Below are 23229 nucleotides of genomic sequence, written 5' to 3'. Positions count from 1 at the left end.
ATGACGCTCCGGAGAGCGTCAGCATTAAATTGCCATCATCTTAGTGCTTGGCTACCTGGTTACTCAGTTTCAGGTAATCCAGCAACACCCGCCCGGTTTCGCTCAGGTAGGCATCGTCTTCCGGTTTGATTTTGTCCGGCTCGGCCGCGATAGCATCTTCGTCTTCTTTCTTCAGCTCTTTGAGCGGTTCTTCGCCCTTGGCTTTGCGACGGATGTTTTCCATGACCAGTTGCTTGGCTTCGATGTCGGCATGTTGCTTGCGACGATCGGCTTCGTTGAGGCTGACGGTTTTTTCTTCCATCAGCTTCTGGGCCAGCGCCAGCTTGTCGCGGATGAACACGAACTCCGCGTCTTTGGCCGAACGTACGTCGTGCTCGGATTTGAGCTCGGCGATGTACGGCTTGAACGGGTCGGTCGCCGGTTTGATCGAGGCCTTGATGGTGTCCCACGGCATGGCTTCCGGCAGGGCACTTTCGCCGATTTCCTTGGTGTCGATGATCGACGGGAAATCCACATCCGGCAGTACGCCCTGATGCTGGGTGCTCTGGCCGGAAACCCGGTAGAACTTGGCCAGGGTCAGTTTCAGTTCGCCATGGTTCAGCGGCTGAATGGTCTGCACGGTGCCTTTACCGAAGGTCTGGCCGCCGATGATCAGTGCGCGGTGATAGTCCTGCATGGCGCCGGCGAAGATCTCCGAAGCCGAGGCGGACAAGCGGTTGACCAGCAACGCCATCGGGCCTTTGTAGAACGCGCCCGGGTTTTCATCTTCCAGCACATCGACCCGGCCATCGGCGTTACGCACGAGTACGGTCGGACCTTTGTCGATGAACAGACTGGTCAGCTCGGTGGCTTCCTGCAAGGAACCGCCACCGTTGTTACGCAAGTCGATGACCACGCCGTCAACTTTGTCTTTCTGCAACTCGGTCAGCAGTTTCTTGACGTCGCGAGTGGTGCTCTTGTAGTCCGGATCGCCAGCACGGAATGCCTTGAAGTCCAGGTAGAAGGCCGGGATCTCGATGACGCCGAGCTTGTAGTCCTTGCCGTCCTGTTTCAGGTTGAGGACCGACTTTTTCACAGCCTGATCTTCAAGCTTCACCGCTTCACGGGTGATCGGCACGATTTTGCTGGTCTGGTCGTTTGGCGCATTGCTGGCCGGAATCACTTCCAGGCGCACCACGGTGCCTTTCGGCCCACGGATCAGCTTGACCACTTCGTCCAGACGCCAGCCGACCACGTCGACCATCTCTTTGTTGGCCTGGGCCACGCCGATGATCTTGTCGGCCGGGGCCACCATTTTGGTCTTGTCGGCCGGGCCAGCAGGCACCAGACGCACGACTTTCACTTGATCGTTATCGCTCTGCAACACAGCGCCGATGCCCTCGAGGGACAGGCTCATGTTGATGTCGAAGTTTTCCGCGTTATCCGGCGACAGATAGTTGGTGTGCGGGTCGTAGGACATGGCGAAGGTGTTGATGTACGCCTGGAAGATATCTTCCGGACGGGTCTGGTCCAGACGCGACAACTGATTCTTGTAGCGCTTGGTCAGGGTTTCCTGGATCTGCTTGGAATCCTTGCCGGCGATCTTCATCCGCAAGACTTCGTCCTTGACGCGTTTGCGCCACAGGTCGTCGAGTTCGGCGGTGGACTTGAGCCACGGGGCATCCTTGCGATCGATCAGCAAGGTTTCCTTGGTGGTGAAGTCGATCTTGTCGACGCCTTTGTTCAGCTCTGCAAGGGCGAAGTCCAGACGCGCTTTGACGCGGTCCAGGTAGCGCTTGTAGATGGTGAACCCGGCGTTCAGGTCGCCGCTTTTGAGGAAGTCGTCAAACTGGGTTTTCCACTTGTCGAATTCGGCAATGTCGCTGGCCATGAAGTAGCTGCGCGATGGATCCAGCAGCTTGAGGTAGCTGTCGTAGATGATCACGGAGCGCGCATCATCGAGCGGCGGCTTGCTGTAGTGGTGGCGCTTGAGCAGCTCGACGACGTTCAGGCTGGCGATAACTTCGTCACGATCAGGCTGAAGGTTGTCCCAGCTATTGGCTGCAAACGAATTGCTCGACATCGGCAAAAGGCCGATACCAATAAATAGGGCTAGGGCGGTGCTGGGAAACAGTTGCTTCATGCTGATTCGACGCGGGGACAATTGATCACGCATATTAGGCCGTCTTTGAAGTCGCCGGTTCCACAAAGGGCCGGTCACATAATGCAAGAAAGCCCGGCGCTACCGCTACGGGCTCAGTCCAGACTCACTATGGAGGCACTGTGAAAGCATTGCAAGGCGTTGACGGTCAAGTGGAGTGGGTTGAAGAGCCGAGTCCTACCTGTGATGTAGGACAAGTTCGCATTCGAGTGGCGGCAGCGGGTCTCAATCGCGCGGATTTGTTACAGAAGGCGGGCCTTTATCCGCCCCCGCCGGGAGCCAGTCAGGTGCTCGGTCTAGAGTGTTCGGGGGTGATCAGCGAGGTCGGCGCGGGCTCGTCCTGGCAGGTGGGAGACCGGGTTTGCGCCTTGCTGGCCGGGGGCGGGATGGCCGAAGAAGTGGTTGTCGACGGACGGCATGTGCTGCCGGTGCCCGAAGGTTTGTCGCTGGCCGAGGCGGCAGCGTTGCCCGAAGTGTATGCGACTGTTTGGTTAAATTTATTTCATCTGGCCGGCCTCAAACCCGGTGAGAAAGTTCTGCTGCACGCCGGGGCAAGTGGAATCGGTTCAGCCGCCATTCAGTTGTGCAAGGCGTTCGGCAACCCGTGCTGGGTGAGCGTCGGGTCTGCCGAGCGTTTGGCCTACTGTGAAGCTCTGGGAGCCCAGGGCGGGGTGGTGCGCACCGGGGATGTGGAGAGCTTGAGCGATCTGGGGCCGTTCGATGTGATCCTGGATCCGGTGGGCGGTAATTACGCCGCGCTGAATCTCAAGTTGACGGCGCTGGATGGTCGCTGGGTGCTGATCGGTTTGATGGGCGGCCGTGAGGCGAAGCTGGATCTGGCGCAGGTGTTGGGCAAGCGTGTGCAACTGCTGGGCTCGACGTTGCGCAGCCGTGATGATCAGTTCAAGGCGGATGTGTTCAGTGATCTGAGCCAGCATGTGTGGCCGTTGTTTGCGGAAGGGCGGTTGAAGCCGCAATTGGCCAAGACGTTCAAGATCAAGGATGCCGAAGCGGCGTTTGCGGAGTTGGCGAGTAATACGGTGGCGGGGAAGTTGGTGTTGGTGATCGACGAGAGTCTGGTTTGAGGCTTTAAAAGCATCGCGAGCAAGCTCGCTCCCACAGGTTCAGCGCAATCCCTGTGGGAGCGGGCTTGCTCGCGAAGGCGGTGTGTCAGTCAATATTGATAGCGACTGACACGGCCTCTTCGCGAGCAAGCCCGCTCCCACATGGGTTATGTGTTATTTCCAGAGGTGGATCGGCCAGCCGGCCTTCTGGGCGTGCTCCAGCAACACCGGATCCGGGTTCACTACGTGCGGGAAATCCACTTTCAGCAACAACGGCAAGTCGTTGCGTGAATCCGAATAGAAGCTCGCGCCTTCGAGGTTTTCCTCTTCCGCATCCAGCCATTCCAGCAACCGGGTGATCTTGCCTTCGCGGTAGGTCAGGGTGCCGACCGTGTGCCCGCTATAAACCCCATGCGCCACTTCCAGTTCGATGCCGAGGATCTCGTCGATGCCCAGACGATCGGCAATCGGCCGCACCAGGTGCGTGCCCGACGCTGAAATCACCAGAATTCGATCCCCAGCCTTGCGATGGGCGGCGATGGTTTTGGTGGCGTCGCTGAAGATTATCGGCTCAATGAAATCTTCCACCCACGGGCCGACCAGGTGATCGACCTCTTCCGGCGTGCGCCCGATCATCGGCTCCAGGCTGAAGGTCATGTAATCCTCCATCCGCAGCTTGCCGTGGCTGTAGGCGTCCATCAGTTCGTTGTTCTGCCGCATGAACGACTCGGGATCGACCCAACCCAGCCGGCCCATCTGTTCGCTCCAGAGGGTGGCGCAGTCGCCGTGGATCAGGGTTTCGTCCAGATCAAAAATTGCCAAAGCCATCAGTGGGTTCTCTTCGAGAACAGCTTCAAGCTCCAAGCCTGAAGCTGCAAGAGTGAATTGAGGTGGTCAGCAGTCTACAACTTGAAGCTTGCGGCTTGTAGCTTGCCGCTGCTTTCAAGCTACTTCACACAGGGCCGTCGGATCGATGGAAAGCGCCAGACGCTGACCATCGGGGTGCAGATCGGCCGCCGAGCGGTTGAGCACATCCACCACCAATTCCACGCCACGGGCCTCGACCCGATAGCGAATCACGTTGCCCAACAGGCTGTGGCTGCGGATCTGCGCGTCGAGTTCGCCGTTGAGACTCAGTTCGATGGCTTCCGGGCGAATCGCAATGCGATGAGTGATCGGCCGTTGCAGCAGCTTCGAGGCGGCGTCGGCGTCCAGCAGGTTGTAGTTGCCGATGAAACCGGCGGCGAACACATCCACCGGCGCGGTGTAGAGGGTTTCAGCATCGCCGCTTTGTACGATCTTTCCCTGATTCATCAGGAAAATGCGATCAGACATGGTCAGGGCTTCTTCCTGATCGTGTGTGACGAAGATCGTGGTCAGGCCGAGTTCGCGCTGGATCGCACGGATCTGTTCGCGCAGGTGCTTGCGAATCCGTGCGTCCAGGGCCGACAACGGCTCATCCAGCAGCAACAAGCGTGGGCGGGTGACCAGCGAGCGGGCCAAAGCCACACGCTGGCATTGGCCACCGGACATTTGATGCGGATAGCGGCCAGCGAAGTCGTTCAGCTCCACCAGTTTCAACACTTCTGCGACGCGCTTCTGGCTGTCGTCGGCGTTGACCTTCTGCATGCGCAAACCGAAGGCGACGTTCTGCTCCACGGTCATGTTCGGGAACAGCGCGTAGCTCTGGAACACCATGCCGATCCCGCGTTTCTGCGGGCTCAATGGCACGATATCGACGCCATCGAGCAGGATCTTGCCGCCATCCACCGAAGTCAGCCCGGCAATGCAGCGCAGCAGCGTGGACTTGCCGCAACCGGACGGGCCGAGGAGGGTGACGAATTCGCCCTTCTGGATTTCGCAGTTGATGTCGCTGAACACCGTGGTGCCTGCGTAGTTTTTTTGCAGGTGTTGGACGCTGACATAGCTCATTCGCTTTTGTCCTTGTTCAAGATATTGGCCGCCCAGGTCAGAACCAGCACAAAGAAGAAGTAGGAAATCACCAGCGCACTGGTGAAATGGCCGCTGCTGTTACGCATGTTGTTGAGGTAGACCTGCAAGGTTTCGTAGCGCGTGCCAACCAGGATGTTGGCGAATACGAACTCGCCGAACAGGAACGAGAACGACAGCAGCAACGCCACCATCAAGCCCTTGCGCAGGTTCGGCAGCACCACCAGGAACGCCGCTTGAAAGGTGCTGGCACCGAGCAGTTGGGCGGCGTCCATCAGGTCGCGCAGGTTGATCGCTTGCAGGTTGTTGGTGATCGCCCGGTACATGAACGGCAGCGCCACGGTGAAGTAGCAACCGATCAGGATCCACGGCGTGCCGACCATCGCAAACGGCCCGGAACCGTAGAGTTGCAGCAGCCCCACCGACGACACCACCGGCGGCACCGCGAAGGGCAGCAGGATCAGGATGTTCATCAGCGCATCGAGTTTCGGGAAGTGGTAATGCACCACAAACAGCAGCGGCAGAATCAGCACCACCGACAGAATCAGCGCGCCGACACACACCAGCAATGACTGCCCGAACGCATGCAGAAAGCGCGGATCGCTCCACAGTTGCACGTACCATTTGAAGGTAAAGCCGCTGGGCAGAATCGTCGCCGACCAACTGCTGGCGATCGAGTAGATCAGCGTCCCGGCCAGCGGCAGCAACAGAATGGCGAACAGCAAATACACCACGACCCGGTGGTAGACACCGACCGGCCCTAATTCAGCGCGAGACATGGTAGCTCCTCTTCAACAGCAGCTGATGCACGATGGTCACCAGGGTCATCAACGCCACCAACACCACGGCCAGCGCACTGGCCAGGTTCGGATCGAGAGAAATATCGCCGGACACCATTGCCGCGATGCGGATTGGCAGCACGTTGAAATTGCCGGTGGTCAGGGCGTAGACCGTGGCGTAGGCGCCGAGGGCGTTGGCCAGCAGGATCACGAAGGTGCCGAGCAGCGCCGGGGTCAACACCGGCAAACCGATGTGCCGCCAGAACTGCCAGCCGTTGGCGCCGAGCAGTTCGGCGGACTCGCGCCAGTCTTCACGCAATGCATCGAAGGCCGGGTAGAGCAGCAGCACGCCCAAAGGAATCTGGAAGTAGGTGTAGAGAATGATCAGCCCGGTTTTCGAGTACAGGTTGAAATCCTGAATGATCCCGGCCTGTTTCAGCATGATCGTGAAGCTGCCGTTGAAGCCCAGCAGAATGATGAAGGCGAAGGCCAACGGCACGCCGGCAAAGTTGCTGGTCATGTTGGCGAAAGCATTCACGAAGTTGCGCAGTTTCGAGTCGACCCGGCGCAGGGAGTAGGCGCCGAGCACCGCGATGATGATCCCGAACACGCTGGACCAGAAACTGATCTCCAGGCTGTACTGAATCGCCTGCAAATAGAACTTCGAACTGAAGATCTTGGTGAAGTTTTCGACGCCCCAACCGAACTCTTCGGATTGCAGGCTGTTGATCATCACCCAGACCAGCGGGGCGATTTCGAACACTATAAAGAACAGTGCGAAGGGCACCAGGCATAAGGCTGCCAACCATTTGCCGCGAGAGATGGAATTCACTTGAGCAGCTCCCGGCACACAGGTTTGTCGTGGGCCACACCCAGCAGTTCGCAGACGGTGCCGCAGATTTCGGTCTGTTTCGGCGTGGCGCCGGCGTTGAAACTGAAGGCGTCGCCGAGGACGAACAGCGGCACTTCGCGTTCTTCCGGCAACAGGCCGTTATGCGAGCGGTCGTTGTTCATGCCGTGGTCGGCGGTCACAAGCACCTGGTAACCGGCGTCGAGCCAGCCTTGCAGGTAATCCGCGAGGTAAATGTCGGCGAAGCGCGCGCTGTTGCGGTATTGCGGGGTGTCGAGGCCGTGCTTGTGCCCGGCGTCGTCGATGTTCATGGGGTGGATCAACAGAAAGTTTGGTGCATGCCGCAGGCGCAGGTTTTCCGCGTCGGCGAACAGGTGCGAATCGGGGTAGTGATCGCTCCAGTAGAAGTGTCCGTGCTGGATCGGCAATGTCGGGTCGTTGGTGTGGCGATCCCGGGCCGCCACGAACGGCGAGCGGTTGTACAACTCGCTGACCCAGTGATAGGCCGCGGCGGCGGTGGTCAGGCCGGCGTCGGTGGCGTAGTGGTAGATGCTGCGCTGGTTGGACAGGCGCGAGACGCCGTTGTGGACGATGCCACTGTCGATCGGCGCAACACCGGTCAGGATGCATTCATACAGCGGTCGGGACAGGGCCGGCAGTTCGCATTCCAGTTTGTAGAGCGCCGCGCGTCCTGCGCCAACGTAAGCCTGCAGGTGCCCCATGGCGTGGCGCGCGACCTCGTAGTTGAGACCGTCGAGCACGACAAGGATGACGTTGTGCTTCATAGGGGCGATGACTCCGCAAAACAGTAATTCGAAAACCCGGATTTCACTCGGTCCAATGTGGGAGCGGGCTTGCTCGCGAAGGCGGTTTCACATCCAACACATGTGTTGACTGACACACCGTCTTCGCGAGCAAGCCCGCTCCCACAGGGATCTCCATTAGCCCGTCAATTGACGGGCTACCGCATCATTTCATTTCGACGATGACTTCTTCGTTCCACTTCTGCGGCAGGGCTTTGGAGGTTTTCTCCCACGCATCCGCGTCCTTGATCGGGGTCACGCCTTTGTACTGCTCGTTCGGCAGCAGCTTGGCTTTGACTTCGGCCGGCAGTTGCAGGTGTTCGGCGCGGATCGGACGAGCGTTGCCGCGCGCCAGGTTGATCTGGCCGGCGTCACTGAAGATGTATTCGCGGGTCAGCTTGGCGGCGTTCGGGTTCTTCGCGTATTTGTTGATGATGGTGGTGTAGCCGGAAATCACCGAGCCGTCGGACGGGATCAGCACGATGTAGTCATCCGGGTTGGCCATCTTGGCTTTGTAGCTCAGGCCGTTGAAGTCCCAGACCACGCCGACTTCGATCTCGCCTTTTTCCATGGTGGCGATGGTCGGGTTGGCCATCGACAGACGACCTTGCTTGGCGATGTCTGCGAACAGCAGCAGGGCAGGTTGCAGGTTCTTCTCGTCGCCACCATTGGCCAGCGCTGCAGCCAGTACACCGTTGGCGGCCTGGGCGGCGGTGCTCACGTCACCGATGGAGACTTTGTATTTGCCGGTCTTGAGGTCAGCCCATTTGGTTGGTGCTTCGGAACCGTGCAGCAGCTTCTTGTTGACGATAAATGCGATGGTGCCGGTGTAGGCCAACGCCCAGTTGCCGTCCTTGTCCTTGGCCCAGTCCGGGACCTGTGCCCAGGTGCTTGGCTTGTACGGTTGCACCACGCCTTGCTTGACCGCGATCGGGCCGAAGGCGGCACCGACGTCGCCGATGTCGGCACTGGCGTTGTCTTTTTCAGCGGCGAACTTGGCGATTTCCTGGGCCGAGCTCATGTCGGTGTCGATGTGTTTCAGGCCGTAGTTCTTGGCCAGGTCATCCCAGGTGCCTTTCCAGTTGGCCCAGTCATCGGGCATGCCGACGCTGTTGACGGCGCCTTCCGCTTTCGCAGCGGCTTCGAGGGTTTTCAAATCCGTATCAGCAGCCATGGCGGCGGTGCACATGGCAATGGTCGAGCCTAACAGTGATGCCAGGAAAAGCTGTTTCATCCGAAGCTCCTTTGGGCGTTTTCAACGCTGCGATTGCGGTTGTGTTGGTCTAGGTCAGCAATACCTGAGCCAATTTAAGGGGGCTGCATGACACTTTCATGTCGATCGTCGCCGAACAGGACTTTTATTTGCCCGGAATTGGCGGGTGCCCGGTAAGCGTAGACCATGGTTAAACGCCCGCAGGGCAAGGGACTTGGCCGATGTATTGCAAGGTTTGCAGGCAGATTCGGGATGACCGTTTGGCAGCTGTCATCTCTCAGTCATCTGCACTGCCTAGGCTTGCAGAATGTTGGATAAGCGGGTTTTACCGTGCGGTTCTGCCCCGAAACAGTGCTGGTCTAGTCCAGATAGGTAACGTTGATGCGCGACGAGGCAACAAAAGCGGTGACAGCGATTGGCCAGGTGCTGCAAGAGCAGCTCGACCACGGCTTGTTGGCGGCGGGCAGCAAGTTGCCGGCCGAGCGCAAGCTCAGTGAGTTGTTCGGTACCACGCGGATTACCGTGCGTGAGGCGCTGTTGCAGTTGGAAGCACAGGGCCAGATTTATCGCGAGGAGCGCCGTGGCTGGTTCGTCTCGCCGCCGCGCCTGGCCTACAACTTGATGCAGCGCAGCCACTTCCACGCGATGGTCAGTGCCCAGGGCCGTGTGCCGTCCACCGAAGTGATTTCCGCGCGCCTGCAACCGGCGTCGGCGGCGGTGTGTGAGTGGTTGCAGTTGCCGGCGTTGTCGAGCGTGATCCAGATATGCCGGGCCCGGCGCATCGATGGACGACTGGTGTTGTACGTGGAGCACTACCTGAACCCGCAGTTTTTCCCGGGGATTCTGGACTTTGATTTGAATCAGTCGATTACTGAGCTGTATGCACGGCACTACGATTTGCACTACGGGCGGGTGCGCTTCGAGATCGTGCCGACGTCGTTGTCGGTGGATGCGGCGGCGGCTTTACGGGTGTCGGTGGGCAGCCCGGGGTTGCGGATTGCCCGGGTTAACTACGATCAGCATGAGCGGTTGATCGATTGTGATCTGGAGTTTTGGCGGCATGATGCGATTCATGTGGGGGTGGATGTGGTTTGACTTGGGTGGATTGGCTGCGGGACCGTGTCGACTCCTTCGCGAGCAAGCCCGCTCCCACAGGTGACCGAGTACTCCCATGGGAATGCGGTCAAAAATGTGGGAGCGGGCTTGCTCGCGAAGAGGCCCGCCCAGTCACTCCTGTTCTTTCTGAGGGCCACCGCCGGCCGTCACCACCTGAATACTCATCCTAGGCGTCGCCAGATCCAACCCCGCCTCATCCAGATGCCGCTTCAGCGACAAGTTGAACGCCCGCGACACTTCCCACTGCTTGATCGGCGCGGTCTTGAACCGGGCGCGCAGGATCGCGCTGCCAGACTCGAAACTCTCCACACCCTGAATCTCCAGCGGTGACCAGATGTTGCGCCGTTGCAGCGGGTCGGTACGCATCTTCTGGCCGACTTCGCGCATCAACTTGATCGCGTCGTCGATTTCCATGTTGTAGGGCACCGCCACCCGGAAGATCGCGTAGCCGAATTCCCGGGAGTAGTTCTTGATGCTTTTGATTTCGCTGAACGGGATGGTGTGGACGATGCCGTCGATGTCCCGCAGGCGCACGGTGCGGATGGTCAGGCCTTCGACGGTGCCGAGGTGGCCGCCGACGTCCACGTAGTCGTCGATGGCCAAGGAGTCTTCGATGATGATGAACAGGCCAGTGATCAAGTCGGCAACCAGCGACTGCGCACCGAAACCGATGGCCAGACCGATCACACCGGCACCCGCCAGCAGTGGCGTGACGTTCATGCCCATGTTCGCCAGTGCGACGATCAGCGCAATGATGAAAATCGCCACGAACAGCACGTTGCGGATCAGCGGCATCATCGTCTGCGCCCGGGCATTCGCCAGGCCTTTGCGTGAGCGGGTGAGGGCGTGGTGCACGGCGGTGTCGCTGAGGATCCAGATCAGCCAGGCGAAAATCAGCGTGCCGGCGAGGCTGAACAACTTGACGCTGACTTCATGCCCTTCGCCTTCGGTGAAGGCAATCAGCGACATGCCCCAGACCCGCAGGCCGAGCTCGATGAATACCAGCCACACAAACAGATGGGCGAGGGTGTAGCAGAAGCTTTTCAGGCGATCGGAATACAACGCGTGGCGCTTCACCCCGCGCTGCGGTTTGAGCGAGTGGCGGCGCACCAATCCGTTGATGACCATGCACAACACCAAAAGCACGGTGCAGATCAGCGACTGGCGCAACGCGGTGCTGGTGTCGCCCGCCGAAATGAATGTAGCGAACAGCGAAATACACACCAGCAGCAGCGCCGGCACGTACCAGTAGGTCCCGAGGATATCGATGGTGTCGCTCAAGGCGCGGCGGGTCAGGCGCCGGGACAAGGGCTGGTTGCGGATCAAGTGCGCGATCGGCCGGCGGAAACGCAGGATGAACAACCCGGTGGACAGCGCCGCCAGCACATTGGCGATGGTCGCGGCGGTGTGCGCGAGGTGGCTGCCGAGGCTGGTCACCAGGCGCGGATCGCTCAGGGCTTCACCGAACGCGGCGAAACTGCCGATCAGCCACAGCGGCCGGAAGGCCTGGTGGCGCAGGATGTACAAGGCGCGATGGCGGTGCGGCCCGTCGAGCACAGAGAACGCAATTACGCAGATTGCCGAGAAACAGGTGCCGACCACCAGCGCATAAGCCAGCACCATCGCCAGGCTTTTGCCCAGGGACGAGGGCAGCGCGTAGGTCATGTAGACCGTCATCACCAGCGCAATCAGCCACGGCCCGAGCTTGCGCAAGGCGAAGCGCAGCATGTCGAGGGCCTTGGGGTGTTGCGGCAGTTCTTCGGTCAGGCCGAAGCGCATGCGCACCCGATGGCTGACCCAGATCAGCGCGGCGGCGAGCAGGCTCCAGACCATCAGGATCATGGCGAAGGCAAAGATGATCGGCAGCCATTCGTTGGCTGGCAGCATCAGTGCTGACAGTTCTTCCTTGGCCAGATCGAACTCGTCGGACCAGCGCGTAATTGGGCTGTCAGCCCCGGAAAACTGCTTTTCGAAACTGGCCAGGGTGCCGCCGATCAAGCCGAGTACGCCTTCTTCGGTGGCCGGTTGGGCCTTTTTGGTGACGTCGCGCAGTTTCTTCAGATCGGCCAGCAATTTGCTGCGTTGCTGGTCGTTTTCCAGGGACTTGATGACTTCGTCGAGGGATTGCCCCAGGGGTTCCTGGGCTTCGGGCTGGGTTTTCGCCGAGTTGTTGAGCAGCCCCGGCAGACTGACCGCCTGGGCAGGCGCCATCGGCAGCAGCGTCATGAGGCAGACTAGGAGGAAATACGGCAGGGCGAAAAGACGAGCGAACACTAGGCGGTCAACCTCGGGAAGAGCGGATCGGCCGAGTGTACGAGCCCGTCAAAATCAATGCGAGCGGGCGCGCGGATTTATTCGTTGAGTTTGGCCAGGATCTTGTAAACAACCGTGGCGAGGATCAACAGCATGCCGAGCCACATGGCGAAGACGCCGGCATTCTTGTCACGGAAGTTAAAGCCGATGGCCAGCATGATCATCCCGGTGAGAATGGGGATCAGCATGGCGTGGAACGAAGACATCGAGATCATGGGTGACTGCCTTGTCGGAATGGATAATCAAATTGTAGGAGATGGTATGAACTTGTAGGAGCTTGTAGGGGCTGTGTAGGAGCTGTGTAGGAGCTGTCGAGTGAAACGAGGCTGCGATCTTTTGACTTTAGCTTTTAAAAAATCAAGATCAAAAGATCGCAGCCTCGTTTCACTCGACAGCTCCTACCAGCTCCCACCAGTCCTACCCAGCCCCTAAAGCGGTTACGGCAACTCGAGGCAGGCGTAGAACGCGCTCAGCACTTTGACCAGGTGTGCCAGGTCGTGGCTGCCGCACAGTTCGCGGATCGAGTGCATGGCGAAGGTCGGCAGGCCGATGTCCACGGTGCGCACGCCCAGGTGACTGGCGGTGATCGGGCCGATGGTCGAGCCACAGCCCATGTCGCTGCGCACCACAAAGCTCTGCACCGGGACTTCTTCGGCCATGCACAGATGGCGGAAGAACCCGGCGGTTTCGCTGTTGGTGGCGTAGCGCTGGTTGCTGTTGACCTTGATCACCGGGCCGGCGTTGAGTTTCGGGCCGTGGTTGGCGTCGTGCTTTTCCGCGTAGTTCGGGTGCACGCCGTGGGCGTTGTCCGCCGAGACCAGCAGGGATTTCTGAATGGTGCGTACGAATTCATCACCTTCAGGCAGCACACGACGCAACGTCTGCTCAAGCATCGGGCCGTCAGCACCGCACGCTGAGCAGGAACCGACTTCTTCGTGATCGTTGGCCACGAACACGCAGGTTTCGTCGGTTTCGGTGGTCAGCAACGCTTGCAGACCGGCGTAGCACGACAGCAGGTTGTCCAGGCGTGCGCCGGCGATAAAGTCGCCATGCAAGCCGATGACCGCCGCGCTTTGGGTGTCGTAGAAGCTCAACTCGTAGTCGAGCACCACGTCGGCGTTGAGGCCGTGTTCGCGGGCGAGCTGGTCGGTGAGCACGGCGCGGAAATCCACGCGCTCGTCACCGGCAAATTGCGCGAGGATCGGCGGCAATTCGGTCTGGGCATTGATCGCCCAACCCATGTTGGCTTCGCGGTTGAGGTGAATCGCCAGATTGGGGATGGTGGCGATCGGGGCCTTGAAGTCGATCAATTGGCTCTCGACCTTGCCGTCGCGGCGGAAGGTCACGCGGCCAGCGAGGGACAAGTCGCGGTCGAACCACGGCGCCAGCAACGCACCGCCATAGACTTCAACGCCCAGTTGCCAGAAACCCTGGCGTTGCAGTTCCGGTTGCGGCTTGACCCTCAGGCACGGGCTGTCAGTGTGGGCACCGACCAGGCGGATGCCGCCGTGCAGGGGCGAATGACGGCCCATCTTGAACGCGACAATCGATGAGTCGTTACGGGTGACGTAGTAACGACCGCTGTTTTCAATGGTCCACGGCTCGCGCTCGTCGAGACGCGAAAAACCCGCCGCTTCCAGGCGCTGAACAAGGCTGGCAGTGGCATGAAACGGGGTAGGGGAGGCCTTGAGGAAGTCGATCAGGCCTTGGTTCAACTCTTCGCGCATAAGAAACTCCAGACAGCAATGGGCGGCAGTTTAACGTATTGGCCTGGGGCTTTGGGCACGACATGTGCCGCCGGTATCAACCGGCGGCCGCGACGCGTTTTTTCAGGTATTGCATGATCACCCGTTCGTCTTCGGGTTTTTCCGGTTTGGGCAGTTGCTCCGGCCAGAGACTGCGGGTGCTCAGCAGCTTTTTCTGACGGCTCTGGTCCCAACGCAGAATCTCCCGTGTGGCGCATTCCCACCATTCATGGCGACAGGCCGAATAGTACGGGCCCTCGGGTGCGGCGCTGCCATACAACAGGTCGCGACCGACCTTGCGCAGGGCGCCACTCTGGTTGCGCAACTTCCATTTGATTTTCAGCCGTTGCCAGGACGATGGAAACGGTTTGATTCGTGGCACATCGCGGCACAGTTCGATCAGCTCAAGGTTGAACTGTTCGCCATGCCGATCGAAGAAATAAGCCAGCATCGCGTGGAAGAAACGCTTCTCCGCGAAGTAGTGATAAATGTACTTTTTCGCTTCCCCCACGGGTTTGCCGTGCATGGCGAACGACAAAGCAATCTGTTCGATGGTGTGGATATCGAAACCGTCCCGGGTCCATTCGTCGATCAACCGGATGGATTCGTCGAGGAGGGGGCCATCGCGCTGGGTCACGCCGCACAAACCGCTGTTGTACAACTTGAAGCCGTTGTCCGGGGTGACGCCGTAAACGTCCAGGCACTTACCGAGTTTCTGATATTCGGGGCGCTCGCAGACGTGTTGCCAGTCGTACTCGAAGCGATCCATCAGGTACTGGCCAGGCTTGATCTGGCGAAAGGCCCGGTTCGGGTCACTGGTGAACAGCGTGTCGGTATCGACGAACAGGGTCTTTTCCGCGAGCGTCAGGCCCGCGGCAATGGCGCAGGCCTTGCGCCGATGGTGGTAGCCGTTTTCGCCTTGCCAGCGGGTCAGGATGTCCTGGCTCAGGAACACGGTTTCAACCGGCCAGCCGGCATAATCCTGAGGGCGATCCGTGAGGATCCTGATGCGCGGGAATTTCGCATTTTTCACATGGGACAGTGCGGTCAGGATGCTGAACTTGGCTTCGCGCCGGTAAACATCCTGATCGCCGTAGATCAGGTAAAGCAGTTGGTGACGGGTTTTTTTGACGGGTGTTTCAAGAAAATCGCTAAAACTCATCCGGATGGGGATCCTTTTAAAGCGGGCAACTGCTCAGGCAGCGCTTAAAACGGGGCCGGACATTCGAAGCGCAAGCGTTCGCCGGTTTGAGGATGGGTGAAACTTAACATGCTGGCGTGCAGGCACAGGCGTGGCCAGGCCGCCAGGGCTTGTTCGTGGGCGTACAGCCCGTCGCCCAGCAGCGGGTGACCGATGGACAGCATGTGCACGCGTAACTGGTGGGAGCGGCCGGTGATCGGCGTCAGTTCCACGCGGCACCAGTCGCCGCAACGTTCCAGTACGCGCCAGAAGGTCAGGGCGTTCTTGCCGAATTCGTGGTCCACCACATGGCGTGGCTTGGTCGGCGGATCGTAGCGCAGGGGCAAGTCGATGCTGCCGCTGTCCAGTTCCGGCTGACCCCAGCACAGGGCGGTGTAGGCCTTTTCGGTTTCGCGGTCGTGAAATTGCCGAGACAGTTCGCGATGGGTATCCGGGTCACGGGCCAACAGGATGATGCCGGAGGTTTCCCAGTCCAGCCGATGGACGATTCGCGCTTCCGGGTAGCCGTTTTCCTGCAGACGGGTAATCAGGCAGTCCTTGTTGTCATCGGCCCGGCCAGGGACGGAGAGCAACAGGGTCGGTTTGTTCACCACCAGGACGGCATCGTCTTGATGGAGGATGTGGACATTGGACAACGGCATTAAAACAGCCTCGTAACAAACGCCAACGGCGGCTCAGAACCCTACATGTCCAATGTAGGAGCTGCCGAAGGCTGCGATCTTTTGATTTTGCTTTTAAGAACAAGATCAAAAGATCGCAGCCTTCGGCAGCTCCTACAAAGGCCCGAAGGGCCCTGAGCCGCCGTGGCTCCCGCTGGATCGACTAGCGATCTGGCAGGGTGATATTGAGTTCCAGAATCGAGCAGCTACCCTGGTTTTCCAGGGCGACGTGCACGTCATCGGACCCGATATTGACGTACTTGCGGATCACTTCCACCAGTTCCTTCTGCAAGGCTGGCAGGTAGTCCGGGGTACTGCGCTGGCCGCGTTCATGCGCCACGATGATCTGTAGACGCTCTTTCGCTACCGACGCGGTACTAACCTTTTTACTGGCACGAAAGAAGTCAAAAAGATTCATTATTTACCTCCAAACAGGCGCTCGAAGAAGCCCTTCTTCGTCACATCGAGGAAACGATGTTCCTTTTCTTTGCCAAGGAGGCGGTCGACCGCATCGCCGTATGCCTGACCGGCATCGCTCTGGTCGTCGAGAATCACAGGCACGCCTGAGTTGGAGGCTTTCAGCACCGCCTGGGACTCTGGAATGACGCCCAGCAGGGTCACGGCCAGAATCTCTTTCACGTCTTCAACGCCGAGCATTTCGCCGTCGCTGACGCGTTGCGGGTTGTAGCGGGTCAACAGCAGGTGTTCCTTGATCGGGTCTTCACCGCGTTCGGCGCGACGCGACTTGCTGGCCAGCAGGCCCAGCATGCGGTCCGAGTCACGTACCGAGGAGACTTCCGGGTTGGTCACGATAATCGCTTCATCAGCGAAGTACATGGCCAGGTGAGCACCTTTCTCGATGCCGGCCGGGGAGTCGCAGACCACGAAGTCGAAATCTTCTTTCAACGCCATCAGGACTTTTTCCACGCCTTCGACGGTCAGCGCGTCTTTGTCGCGAGTCTGACTGGCGGCCAGAACGTAGAGGTTTTCCAGGCGCTTGTCTTTGATCAGGGCTTGTTGCAGGTTGGCTTCGCCGTTGACCACGTTGACGAAGTCATACACCACGCGGCGCTCGCAACCCATGATCAGGTCGAGGTTACGCAAACCGACGTCGAAGTCGACGATAACTGTTTTGTGACCGCGCAGTGCGAGGCCGGTACCGATAGCGGCGCTGGTGGTGGTCTTACCCACACCACCCTTGCCGGATGTAACCACGAGAATCTTGGCCAAGGTGTTTCACCCCTAAGGAAAAAGGACTTTTAGCCCCTGAAAAACATCTCTTGAAAAACTACTGCAGTCGGACAGCCTTGGCTGGAATCCGGTCCTGGGCGGCGCGTACCTGAGGTAAACACTGCTTTCGGCCTTTTTCCTACTTCGTTTGAGCCGTTTTCGCTACGTTTTAGAGATGCTTGGAAAATGCGGCAGTATCCGTTAAAGCCGAATGATGTTCAACACGTCGCCCGACAGGCTGACTTGTACGCCCGAGCCCCACAACGGATCGCGTCGCAGGTCCTCGGAAACCTTGTAATGGCCGGCGATGGACAGCAGTTCAGCGCTCATTTGCTGACAGAAAATCCTGGCTTTCCAGTCGCCTTTGACCCCGGCCAGTGCACGACCGCGCATCGGGCCGTATACATGGATGTTCCCATCGGCGAGAAGTTCCGCCCCCGGACTGACCGAGGAAATCACTACCAAATCGCCACCCTGGGCATAGATCTGCTGGCCACCACGTACTGGCGACGTGATGATCTTCGTCGGTTTGACGGTTGGCTCCGGTGGTTTTTCCGGTTTTTTCACCACCACGCCTTCGTTCGGGTCCAGCGGACGCTCACGGGCGCCGGACGGCGGCAGCACCGGCAGGTCGACGGCGATGGCGGCGGCGATGTCTTCGATGCGGCTGGCACGGATCGCCAGGGTGCGCAGGCCGTGCTGACGGCAAACACGCATCAGGCCCGGCAGATCAACGGCGCCTTCACTGGCCGGAAGTTTGTCCAGGGCCAGCACCAGCGGCGCATTGCTGAAGAAATTCGGCGCCTGGGCGACCTTGGCGGCCAATTGCCGATCGAGGGTCTCGAGGTCGTTGCGGGCCAGCTCCAGCACCGTAATGGCGAGCATGCTGCCCTTCAACTGGAACACGGGATCTTGGTCTAGCGGTTCGGTTTGGCTCATGGTCGGCATACAACGGCTTGTCACTAAAAGTGCCGAGACTTATAACGAGAACGCCCGCGAGCCGCAAGCCGGGTCGAACGATGTAGAATGCGCGGCCATTGTCTTTCCGGAACCTTTAATGGATCGCCCGCGTTTTCGTACAGCATTTCTTTCTCCGCGTTTCTGGCCGCTGTGGTGCGGGCTGGGGCTGTTGTGGCTGATTGTCCAGTTGCCGTATCCGGCATTGCTGTTTATCGGTCGTGTCCTGGGCTCGCTGATGTATCGAGTGGCCGGCGACCGACGGCGCATTGCCAAGCGCAATCTCGAACTGTGTTTTCCTGAAAAAACCGCTGCCGAGCGCAAGCGCCTGCTCAAGGAAAACTTCGCCTCCACCGGCATCGCTTTCTTCGAAATGGCCATGAGTTGGTGGTGGTCGCGCAAGCGCCTGGCCAAATTGGCGCATGTCGAAGGCCTGGAGCATCTGAAAAGGGCCCAGCGCGACGGCAAGGGCGTGATTCTGATGGCCCTGCATTTCACCACCCTGGAAATCGGCGCGGCGCTGCTCGGGCAGCAGCACACGATTGACGGCATGTACCGCGAACACAAAAACCCGTTGTTCGACTTTGTCCAGCGTCGCGGCCGTGAGCGGCACAACCTCGATTCGCTGGCGGTGGAACGCGACGACGTGCGCGGCATGCTCAAGTTGCTGCGTGCCGGTCGGGCAATCTGGTACGCACCGGATCAGGACTACGGCGCCAAGCAAAGTATCTTCGTGCCGTTGTTCGGGATTCAGGCTGCGACAGTCACCGCTACCAGCAAATTCGCCCGTTTGGGCAAGGCGCTGGTGGTGCCGTTCACCCAGGAACGACTGGCGGACGGCAGCGGTTATCGGCTGGTGATTCATGCGCCACTGGATAACTTCCCCGGCGAGACCGACGAGGCGGATTGCATTCGCATCAACCAGTGGGTCGAAGGCGCCTTGCGCGAATGTCCGGAGCAATACCTCTGGGCCCATCGCCGCTTCAAGAGCCGTCCACCGGGCGAGCCCAAGTTGTACGCAAAACGCGGTTGAACCAGCGATCCCTTTAGGCACCATGGAGTGTTGCGATGAGCCCAGCTGAACCGGTTACAGGGTTGATTCTTTCCGGCGGCGGGGCTCGGGCGGCGTATCAGGTGGGGGTGCTGGCGGCGATCGCCGAATTGCTGCCGGTGGGCGCGGACAATCCGTTTCCGGTGATTGTGGGCACCTCGGCCGGGGCGATCAACGCCGTCAGCCTCGCCAGTGGCGCGCTGGACTTCCGCAGCGCCATCGAGCGCCTGACCGCGTTCTGGCAGGGCTTTCGCAGTCATCTGGTGCTGCGCAGCGACTGGCCGGGGGTGATCCATCAGGCCAGCCGCTTCGTCAGCCACAGTTTGCTCGGCATCGGCGCGCAAGTGCCGGTGGCGTTGCTCAACAGTTCGCCGCTGCGTGACCTGCTCAATGACAAGCTGCAAATGCACGGCATCGCCGAGGCCATCGCGCAGAAGCAGTTGCAAGCGGTTGCGGTGACTGCGTTCGGCTACGAGTCCGGCCAGGCCGTCACTTTTTATCAGGGCGGCGGCACCATCGACGCCTGGTTGCGCCATCGCCGGATCGGCGTGCCGACCCAATTGACCGTTGACCACTTGCTCGCCAGTTCGGCGATTCCGCTGTTGTTCGCTCCGGTGAAAATCGGCGAAGAATTTTTCGGCGATGGCGCGGTGCGTCAGTCGGCACCGATCAGCCCGGCGCTGCACTTGGGCGCGAGCAGGGTGCTGGTGGTGGGCGTCAGCGGCAACCCGCGCGGGGTTGATCCGGAACAACCGCTGCAACGGGCCTACACCGGCCAGCAGCCGACCTTGGCGCAGATCGGCGGGCACATGCTCAACAGCACGTTCATTGACAGCCTGGAAAGCGATATCGAGCTGCTGCAACGACTCAACCAGTTCAGCCACTTGATGCCGGACGGTACGCCGACCCGTGCGTTGGGCGTGGCGCCGGTAGAAGTGTTGGTGATTTCACCGAGCCAGCCAATCGACGAAATTGCCGCGCGACATCGCCAGGAATTACCGGCGGCGCTGCGCCTGTTCCTGCGCGGACCGGGGGCGACCAAGACGAGTGGGGCGGGGGTGTTGAGTTATCTGCTGTTCGAGGCGGGGTATTGCAGCGAGTTGATTGATCTCGGGCGACGAGATGCGTTGGCCAAGCGGGATGAGTTGTGTCGGTTTCTTGGGTTGGCGGAGCCTGTGGTTCCTGCGTGAGATAAGCGGTGCGGCCATCGCGAGCAAGCTCGCTCCCACAGGGGATCTTCAGCGCGACGAAGATCTACTGTGGGAGCGAGCTTGCTCGCGATGGCGCCCTTCCAGACACCCATAAACAAAAGACCGCAACCACCCCCCACCCCGGATGCGCACGTGGCAGGTGATGCTTGCGGTCTCTTGTCTTCAACTCATCAGAAGTGGAACTTCACCAGGAAGCTCGTGGTGTTCTGATTGGTGGTGAACGCACGGGTGTCGTCGATCCCGTACTTGTCTTTCCAGTAGTCGTATTCCACACCGACGTACAACTGCTTCTCGCCGAAATTCAGCGCCTTGCCCAAGTCGTATTTGACCTGTGGGTTGAAGTGCAGGTTGGCGTGGTAGTCGCCGTGGGAGTTCGAATCGTTGTCGACCACCCAGTCCATGAAACCGTCGATCAGGATGTTCGAGTCGCCCACTGGAATGGTGTAGGACCACACTGGAGTGATCTGCCAGACGTTGTCACCCGCGCGCGAGCCTTCGGTGTGACGCTGGTAGAAGTTCAGCTGGAAGTAGTCGAAGCCTGGAATCGCCAGGTCGAAGCCTGGGCCGATCAGGTAAGACTCGGTATCGCCTTCACCGAACTCGTAGGTCATCGCCAGCAGGACGTCTTTGATCGGGCCGAACTCGATCTTCTGGTCGAGGACTTTGCCCAGGGAAATACGTGGGCTGAACTCACCGTAATAGGTGTTCGGGCCGACGTTGAAATCCTTGTCGCCGTTGTAGAAGATCTTGTCGACGAAGAAGAAGTTATCCCCGTACTTCCAGCCATCGGCGTGCTCGAAGGTGACTGTCTGCTGAATGTGCGGGTTGACCTTGAAGTCCTTGCCATACAGGTAGGTCAGGCTGTTGTTTTGCCATTGCAGCAGGTCGCCGGCCATTGCCTGGCCCCCGGCCAGCAAAGATCCCGCGAGCATCAGGCTGGTGCACGTACGTTTCATTCGGTTGCTCCCAAAAAGTAGGTGGTTCCACGTTTTTTTTCTTAGGTCGGCGCTCTGGTGTGGCGCCTTTTGTTGCTGCTGTAAAAATTCATCCAATCGGTCAGCTTTGATGCTGTTAGCAAGAGCTGAGCCAAGGCTTTCGAAAAGCAAAAAAACTCCCGTTCGGCTGTTCGAAAACAGTCGATTGAGAGCGATTCGGGGGTGCCTTGGTACTGGCCAGAGCCGGGATAAGTTGGCTTTTTGGTCAGGAATTAAATCCGGGCTTTTTTTTAGACCAGATTCGGGCGGCCGCGGAGAATACTGACTCCTTGGCCAGGTCTCAAGTGCCCCGCAACAGCGCACCGACGACAGGTTTGGGGCACGGTTGGCGGAAGTGGGCCTGGCGTCGTTGAACGACAGGCTTGAGAGGGTAGAAATCATCTGTTGCTTCCTCTTGTTTTTATTGTTGAGGCGCAGGCAGTGCAGACCCCTGTGTGGGAGCGGGCTTGCTCGCGAAGGCGGTGTGTCAGAAACACATGAGTCGACTGATCCGACGCTTTCGCGAGCAAGCCCGCTCCCACAAGGGGGTTTGTGTTTTTCCAGTTAGTGCGTGTGGGCGTGGCAGTCGTTGATGGCTGCGCGGTCACGTCCACCGAGAATGTTGAACAGCAGGTTCAACGCCAGTGCACTCAGCGTCGCCATGGCGATGCCGCTGTGGGTGATCGGGCTCATCCACATCGGCAGGTGCGCGAAGAACTCCGGACGCACCACCGGGATCAGGCCCATGCCGATGCTCACCGCCACCAGCAACTGATTGCGACGGTCACCAATGTCGGCTTCTTGCAGGATTTTGATGCCGGTGGCGGCGACCATGCCGAACATCGCAATCGCCGCACCACCGAGTACCGCCGGCGGAATCGACGCCACCAAAAACGCCGCTTTCGGCAGCAGGCTCAGCACCACCAGCAAGCCACCGGCGACGATGGTCACCGAGCGGCAGCGCACGCCGGTCATCTGCACCAGGCCGATGTTCTGCGCGAAGGAGGAGTGGGTGAAGGTGTTGAAAAAACCGGCGAAGAACGAGGCGGCGGCATCACACAGCAGGCCACGACGCAGCATGCGTGGGCAGACTTCGCGGTCGGTGATTTTGCCGAGGGCGAGGAACATCCCAGTGGACTCGACGAAGATGATCACCACCACCAGGCACATGGAAAGAATCGGCGCGAGTTCAAACTTCGGCATGCCGAAATGCAGCGGGGTGACGATCTGCAGCCACGGCGCTTGCGCCATGCCGCTGAGGTCGACCATGCCGATCAGCCCGCAGACGACGTAGCCCAGGCACATGCCGATCAGCACGGAAATATTGACCCAGAAACCGCGCATAAAGCGATGGACCAACAGAATGGTCGCCAGCACCAGCGCGGCGATGGCCAGGTAGATCGGGGAGCCGAATTGCGTCGCGCCCGCACCGCCGCCAGCCCAGTTCACGGCGACGGGGAACAGCGATAAACCGATCGAGGTGATGACCGTGCCAGTCACCAATGGCGGAAAGAAGCGCACGACTTTGGACATGAACGGCGCGATCAGCATGCCGAAGAATCCGGCGGCGATGGTCGCGCCGAAGATCCCCTGCAGGCCGATACCGGGCATGCCAGCCATGGCCACCATGCTGCCGACCGCGGCGAAACTCGCGCCCATCATCACCGGCATGCGAATGCCCATCGGGCCTATCCCTAAGGATTGCACGATGGTGGCGATGCCGGCGACGAGCAGGTCGGCGTTGATCAGGAAGGCGATTTCTTCACGATTCAGGCCAGCGGCCTGTCCGATGATCAGCGGCACCGCGATGGCGCCACCGTACATCAGCAGAACATGTTGCAGACCGACCAGGATCAGTTGCAAAAGGGGCAAACGCTGAATGGCGGGTGCGTCGGGGATGCGCGCTTCGGATAGCTCGGACATGCAACACCTCGGATCTTTTTTATTCTTGTGATTTTGTGCAACAGGCAAAC

The 23229-nt window shown here is 59.6% G+C and carries 21 protein-coding genes; 4 read left to right on the top strand and 17 right to left on the bottom strand.

The genetic code is table 11. From position 1 onward, the window contains the following. Positions 1 to 40: 40 nt before the first annotated feature. A complete protein-coding gene (locus tag NK667_RS18480; RefSeq protein ID WP_177331462.1) occupies positions 41 to 2122 on the bottom strand; it encodes a carboxy terminal-processing peptidase in 2082 nt (693 codons plus the stop codon). A 140-nt stretch (positions 2123 to 2262) separates the two neighbouring features. Between NK667_RS18480 and NK667_RS18475 the strand changes: the two genes are divergently transcribed. Continuing rightward, positions 2263 to 3225 carry a zinc-binding dehydrogenase gene (locus tag NK667_RS18475; protein ID WP_054615684.1) on the top strand — a complete coding sequence of 321 codons (963 nt, stop codon included), beginning with the start codon at positions 2263 to 2265 and terminating at the stop codon, positions 3223 to 3225. 153 nt (positions 3226 to 3378) lie between these two features. Here the strand turns inward: NK667_RS18475 and NK667_RS18470 are convergent, their stop codons facing one another. The 6 genes from NK667_RS18470 to NK667_RS18445 form a co-directional block, all read right to left on the bottom strand. Continuing rightward, positions 3379 to 4032 (bottom strand): HAD family hydrolase, encoded by a 654-nt coding sequence (locus NK667_RS18470; RefSeq protein WP_054049585.1) that lies wholly within the window; start codon positions 4030 to 4032, stop codon positions 3379 to 3381. 114 nt (positions 4033 to 4146) lie between these two features. Then, positions 4147 to 5136 (bottom strand): ABC transporter ATP-binding protein, encoded by a 990-nt coding sequence (locus NK667_RS18465; RefSeq protein ID WP_054049587.1) that lies wholly within the window; start codon positions 5134 to 5136, stop codon positions 4147 to 4149. Further along, positions 5133 to 5933: an ABC transporter permease gene (locus NK667_RS18460; RefSeq protein WP_054049589.1), complete on the bottom strand. Its 801-nt coding sequence runs from the start codon at positions 5931 to 5933 to the stop codon at positions 5133 to 5135. The genes NK667_RS18465 and NK667_RS18460 overlap by 4 nt, the downstream gene beginning before the upstream one ends. After that, on the bottom strand, positions 5920 to 6765 hold the full coding sequence (locus NK667_RS18455; protein ID WP_054049591.1) for an ABC transporter permease: 846 nt from the start codon (positions 6763 to 6765) through the stop codon (positions 5920 to 5922). Before NK667_RS18455 ends, NK667_RS18460 begins: the two co-directional genes overlap by 14 nt. Next, the gene (locus NK667_RS18450; RefSeq protein WP_054615683.1) at positions 6762 to 7568 is read right to left on the bottom strand and encodes an alkaline phosphatase family protein; all 807 of its coding nucleotides are present in this window, start codon (positions 7566 to 7568) and stop codon (positions 6762 to 6764) included. The genes NK667_RS18455 and NK667_RS18450 overlap by 4 nt, the downstream gene beginning before the upstream one ends. A gap of 184 nt (positions 7569 to 7752) precedes the next feature. After that, on the bottom strand, positions 7753 to 8820 hold the full coding sequence (locus NK667_RS18445) for an ABC transporter substrate-binding protein (protein WP_054049595.1): 1068 nt from the start codon (positions 8818 to 8820) through the stop codon (positions 7753 to 7755). A 360-nt stretch (positions 8821 to 9180) separates the two neighbouring features. Here NK667_RS18445 and NK667_RS18440 point away from each other — a divergent pair, with 360 nt between their 5' ends. After that, positions 9181 to 9894 carry a UTRA domain-containing protein gene (locus NK667_RS18440; protein ID WP_054615682.1) on the top strand — a complete coding sequence of 238 codons (714 nt, stop codon included), beginning with the start codon at positions 9181 to 9183 and terminating at the stop codon, positions 9892 to 9894. Positions 9895 to 10026: 132 nt separating this feature from the next. Here the strand turns inward: NK667_RS18440 and NK667_RS18435 are convergent, their stop codons facing one another. The 8 genes from NK667_RS18435 to minC form a co-directional block, all read right to left on the bottom strand. Next, a complete protein-coding gene (locus NK667_RS18435) occupies positions 10027 to 12189 on the bottom strand; it encodes a mechanosensitive ion channel family protein (RefSeq protein ID WP_054615681.1) in 2163 nt (720 codons plus the stop codon). A gap of 77 nt (positions 12190 to 12266) precedes the next feature. Then, a complete protein-coding gene (locus NK667_RS18430) occupies positions 12267 to 12443 on the bottom strand; it encodes a hypothetical protein (RefSeq protein WP_177331444.1) in 177 nt (58 codons plus the stop codon). 222 nt (positions 12444 to 12665) lie between these two features. Further along, positions 12666 to 13955, bottom strand: a complete 1290-nt coding sequence (locus NK667_RS18425; RefSeq protein ID WP_054049601.1) for a M18 family aminopeptidase — start codon at positions 13953 to 13955, stop codon at positions 12666 to 12668. A 76-nt stretch (positions 13956 to 14031) separates the two neighbouring features. After that, positions 14032 to 15135 (bottom strand): hypothetical protein, encoded by a 1104-nt coding sequence (locus tag NK667_RS18420; RefSeq protein WP_054615680.1) that lies wholly within the window; start codon positions 15133 to 15135, stop codon positions 14032 to 14034. Between the two features lie 44 nt (positions 15136 to 15179). Continuing rightward, entirely contained in the window at positions 15180 to 15815 is a 636-nt protein-coding gene (locus tag NK667_RS18415; protein WP_054615679.1) for an RluA family pseudouridine synthase, read from the bottom strand. 181 nt (positions 15816 to 15996) lie between these two features. Beyond that, entirely contained in the window at positions 15997 to 16251 is a 255-nt protein-coding gene (gene minE, locus NK667_RS18410) for a cell division topological specificity factor MinE (protein WP_007898843.1), read from the bottom strand. Next, on the bottom strand, positions 16251 to 17063 hold the full coding sequence (gene minD, locus NK667_RS18405; RefSeq protein ID WP_054049606.1) for a septum site-determining protein MinD: 813 nt from the start codon (positions 17061 to 17063) through the stop codon (positions 16251 to 16253). The genes minE and minD overlap by 1 nt, the downstream gene beginning before the upstream one ends. 201 nt (positions 17064 to 17264) lie before the next feature. After that, positions 17265 to 18002, bottom strand: a complete 738-nt coding sequence (gene minC, locus NK667_RS18400) for a septum site-determining protein MinC (RefSeq protein WP_054616295.1) — start codon at positions 18000 to 18002, stop codon at positions 17265 to 17267. 118 nt (positions 18003 to 18120) lie between these two features. Between minC and NK667_RS18395 the strand changes: the two genes are divergently transcribed. Further along, complete coding sequence (locus NK667_RS18395; protein ID WP_054615678.1) at positions 18121 to 19053, top strand: lipid A biosynthesis lauroyl acyltransferase; 933 nt, start codon at positions 18121 to 18123, stop codon at positions 19051 to 19053. Between the two features lie 35 nt (positions 19054 to 19088). Further along, positions 19089 to 20261, top strand: a complete 1173-nt coding sequence (locus NK667_RS18390) for a patatin-like phospholipase family protein (protein ID WP_054049610.1) — start codon at positions 19089 to 19091, stop codon at positions 20259 to 20261. A gap of 191 nt (positions 20262 to 20452) precedes the next feature. Here the strand turns inward: NK667_RS18390 and NK667_RS18385 are convergent, their stop codons facing one another. Together NK667_RS18385 and NK667_RS18380 are read right to left on the bottom strand one after the other, a co-directional pair. Continuing rightward, positions 20453 to 21238 carry an outer membrane protein OmpK gene (locus NK667_RS18385; RefSeq protein WP_054048722.1) on the bottom strand — a complete coding sequence of 262 codons (786 nt, stop codon included), beginning with the start codon at positions 21236 to 21238 and terminating at the stop codon, positions 20453 to 20455. Between the two features lie 582 nt (positions 21239 to 21820). Further along, entirely contained in the window at positions 21821 to 23179 is a 1359-nt protein-coding gene (locus tag NK667_RS18380; protein ID WP_054615677.1) for a nucleobase:cation symporter-2 family protein, read from the bottom strand. Between the last annotated feature and the right edge of the window lie 50 nt (positions 23180 to 23229).

Origin of the sequence: Pseudomonas nunensis (genome assembly GCF_024296925.1) — a bacterium.
Classification (GTDB): Bacteria; Pseudomonadota; Gammaproteobacteria; order Pseudomonadales; family Pseudomonadaceae; genus Aquipseudomonas; species Aquipseudomonas nunensis.
This window is presented reverse-complemented; position numbering and strand designations above follow the sequence as displayed.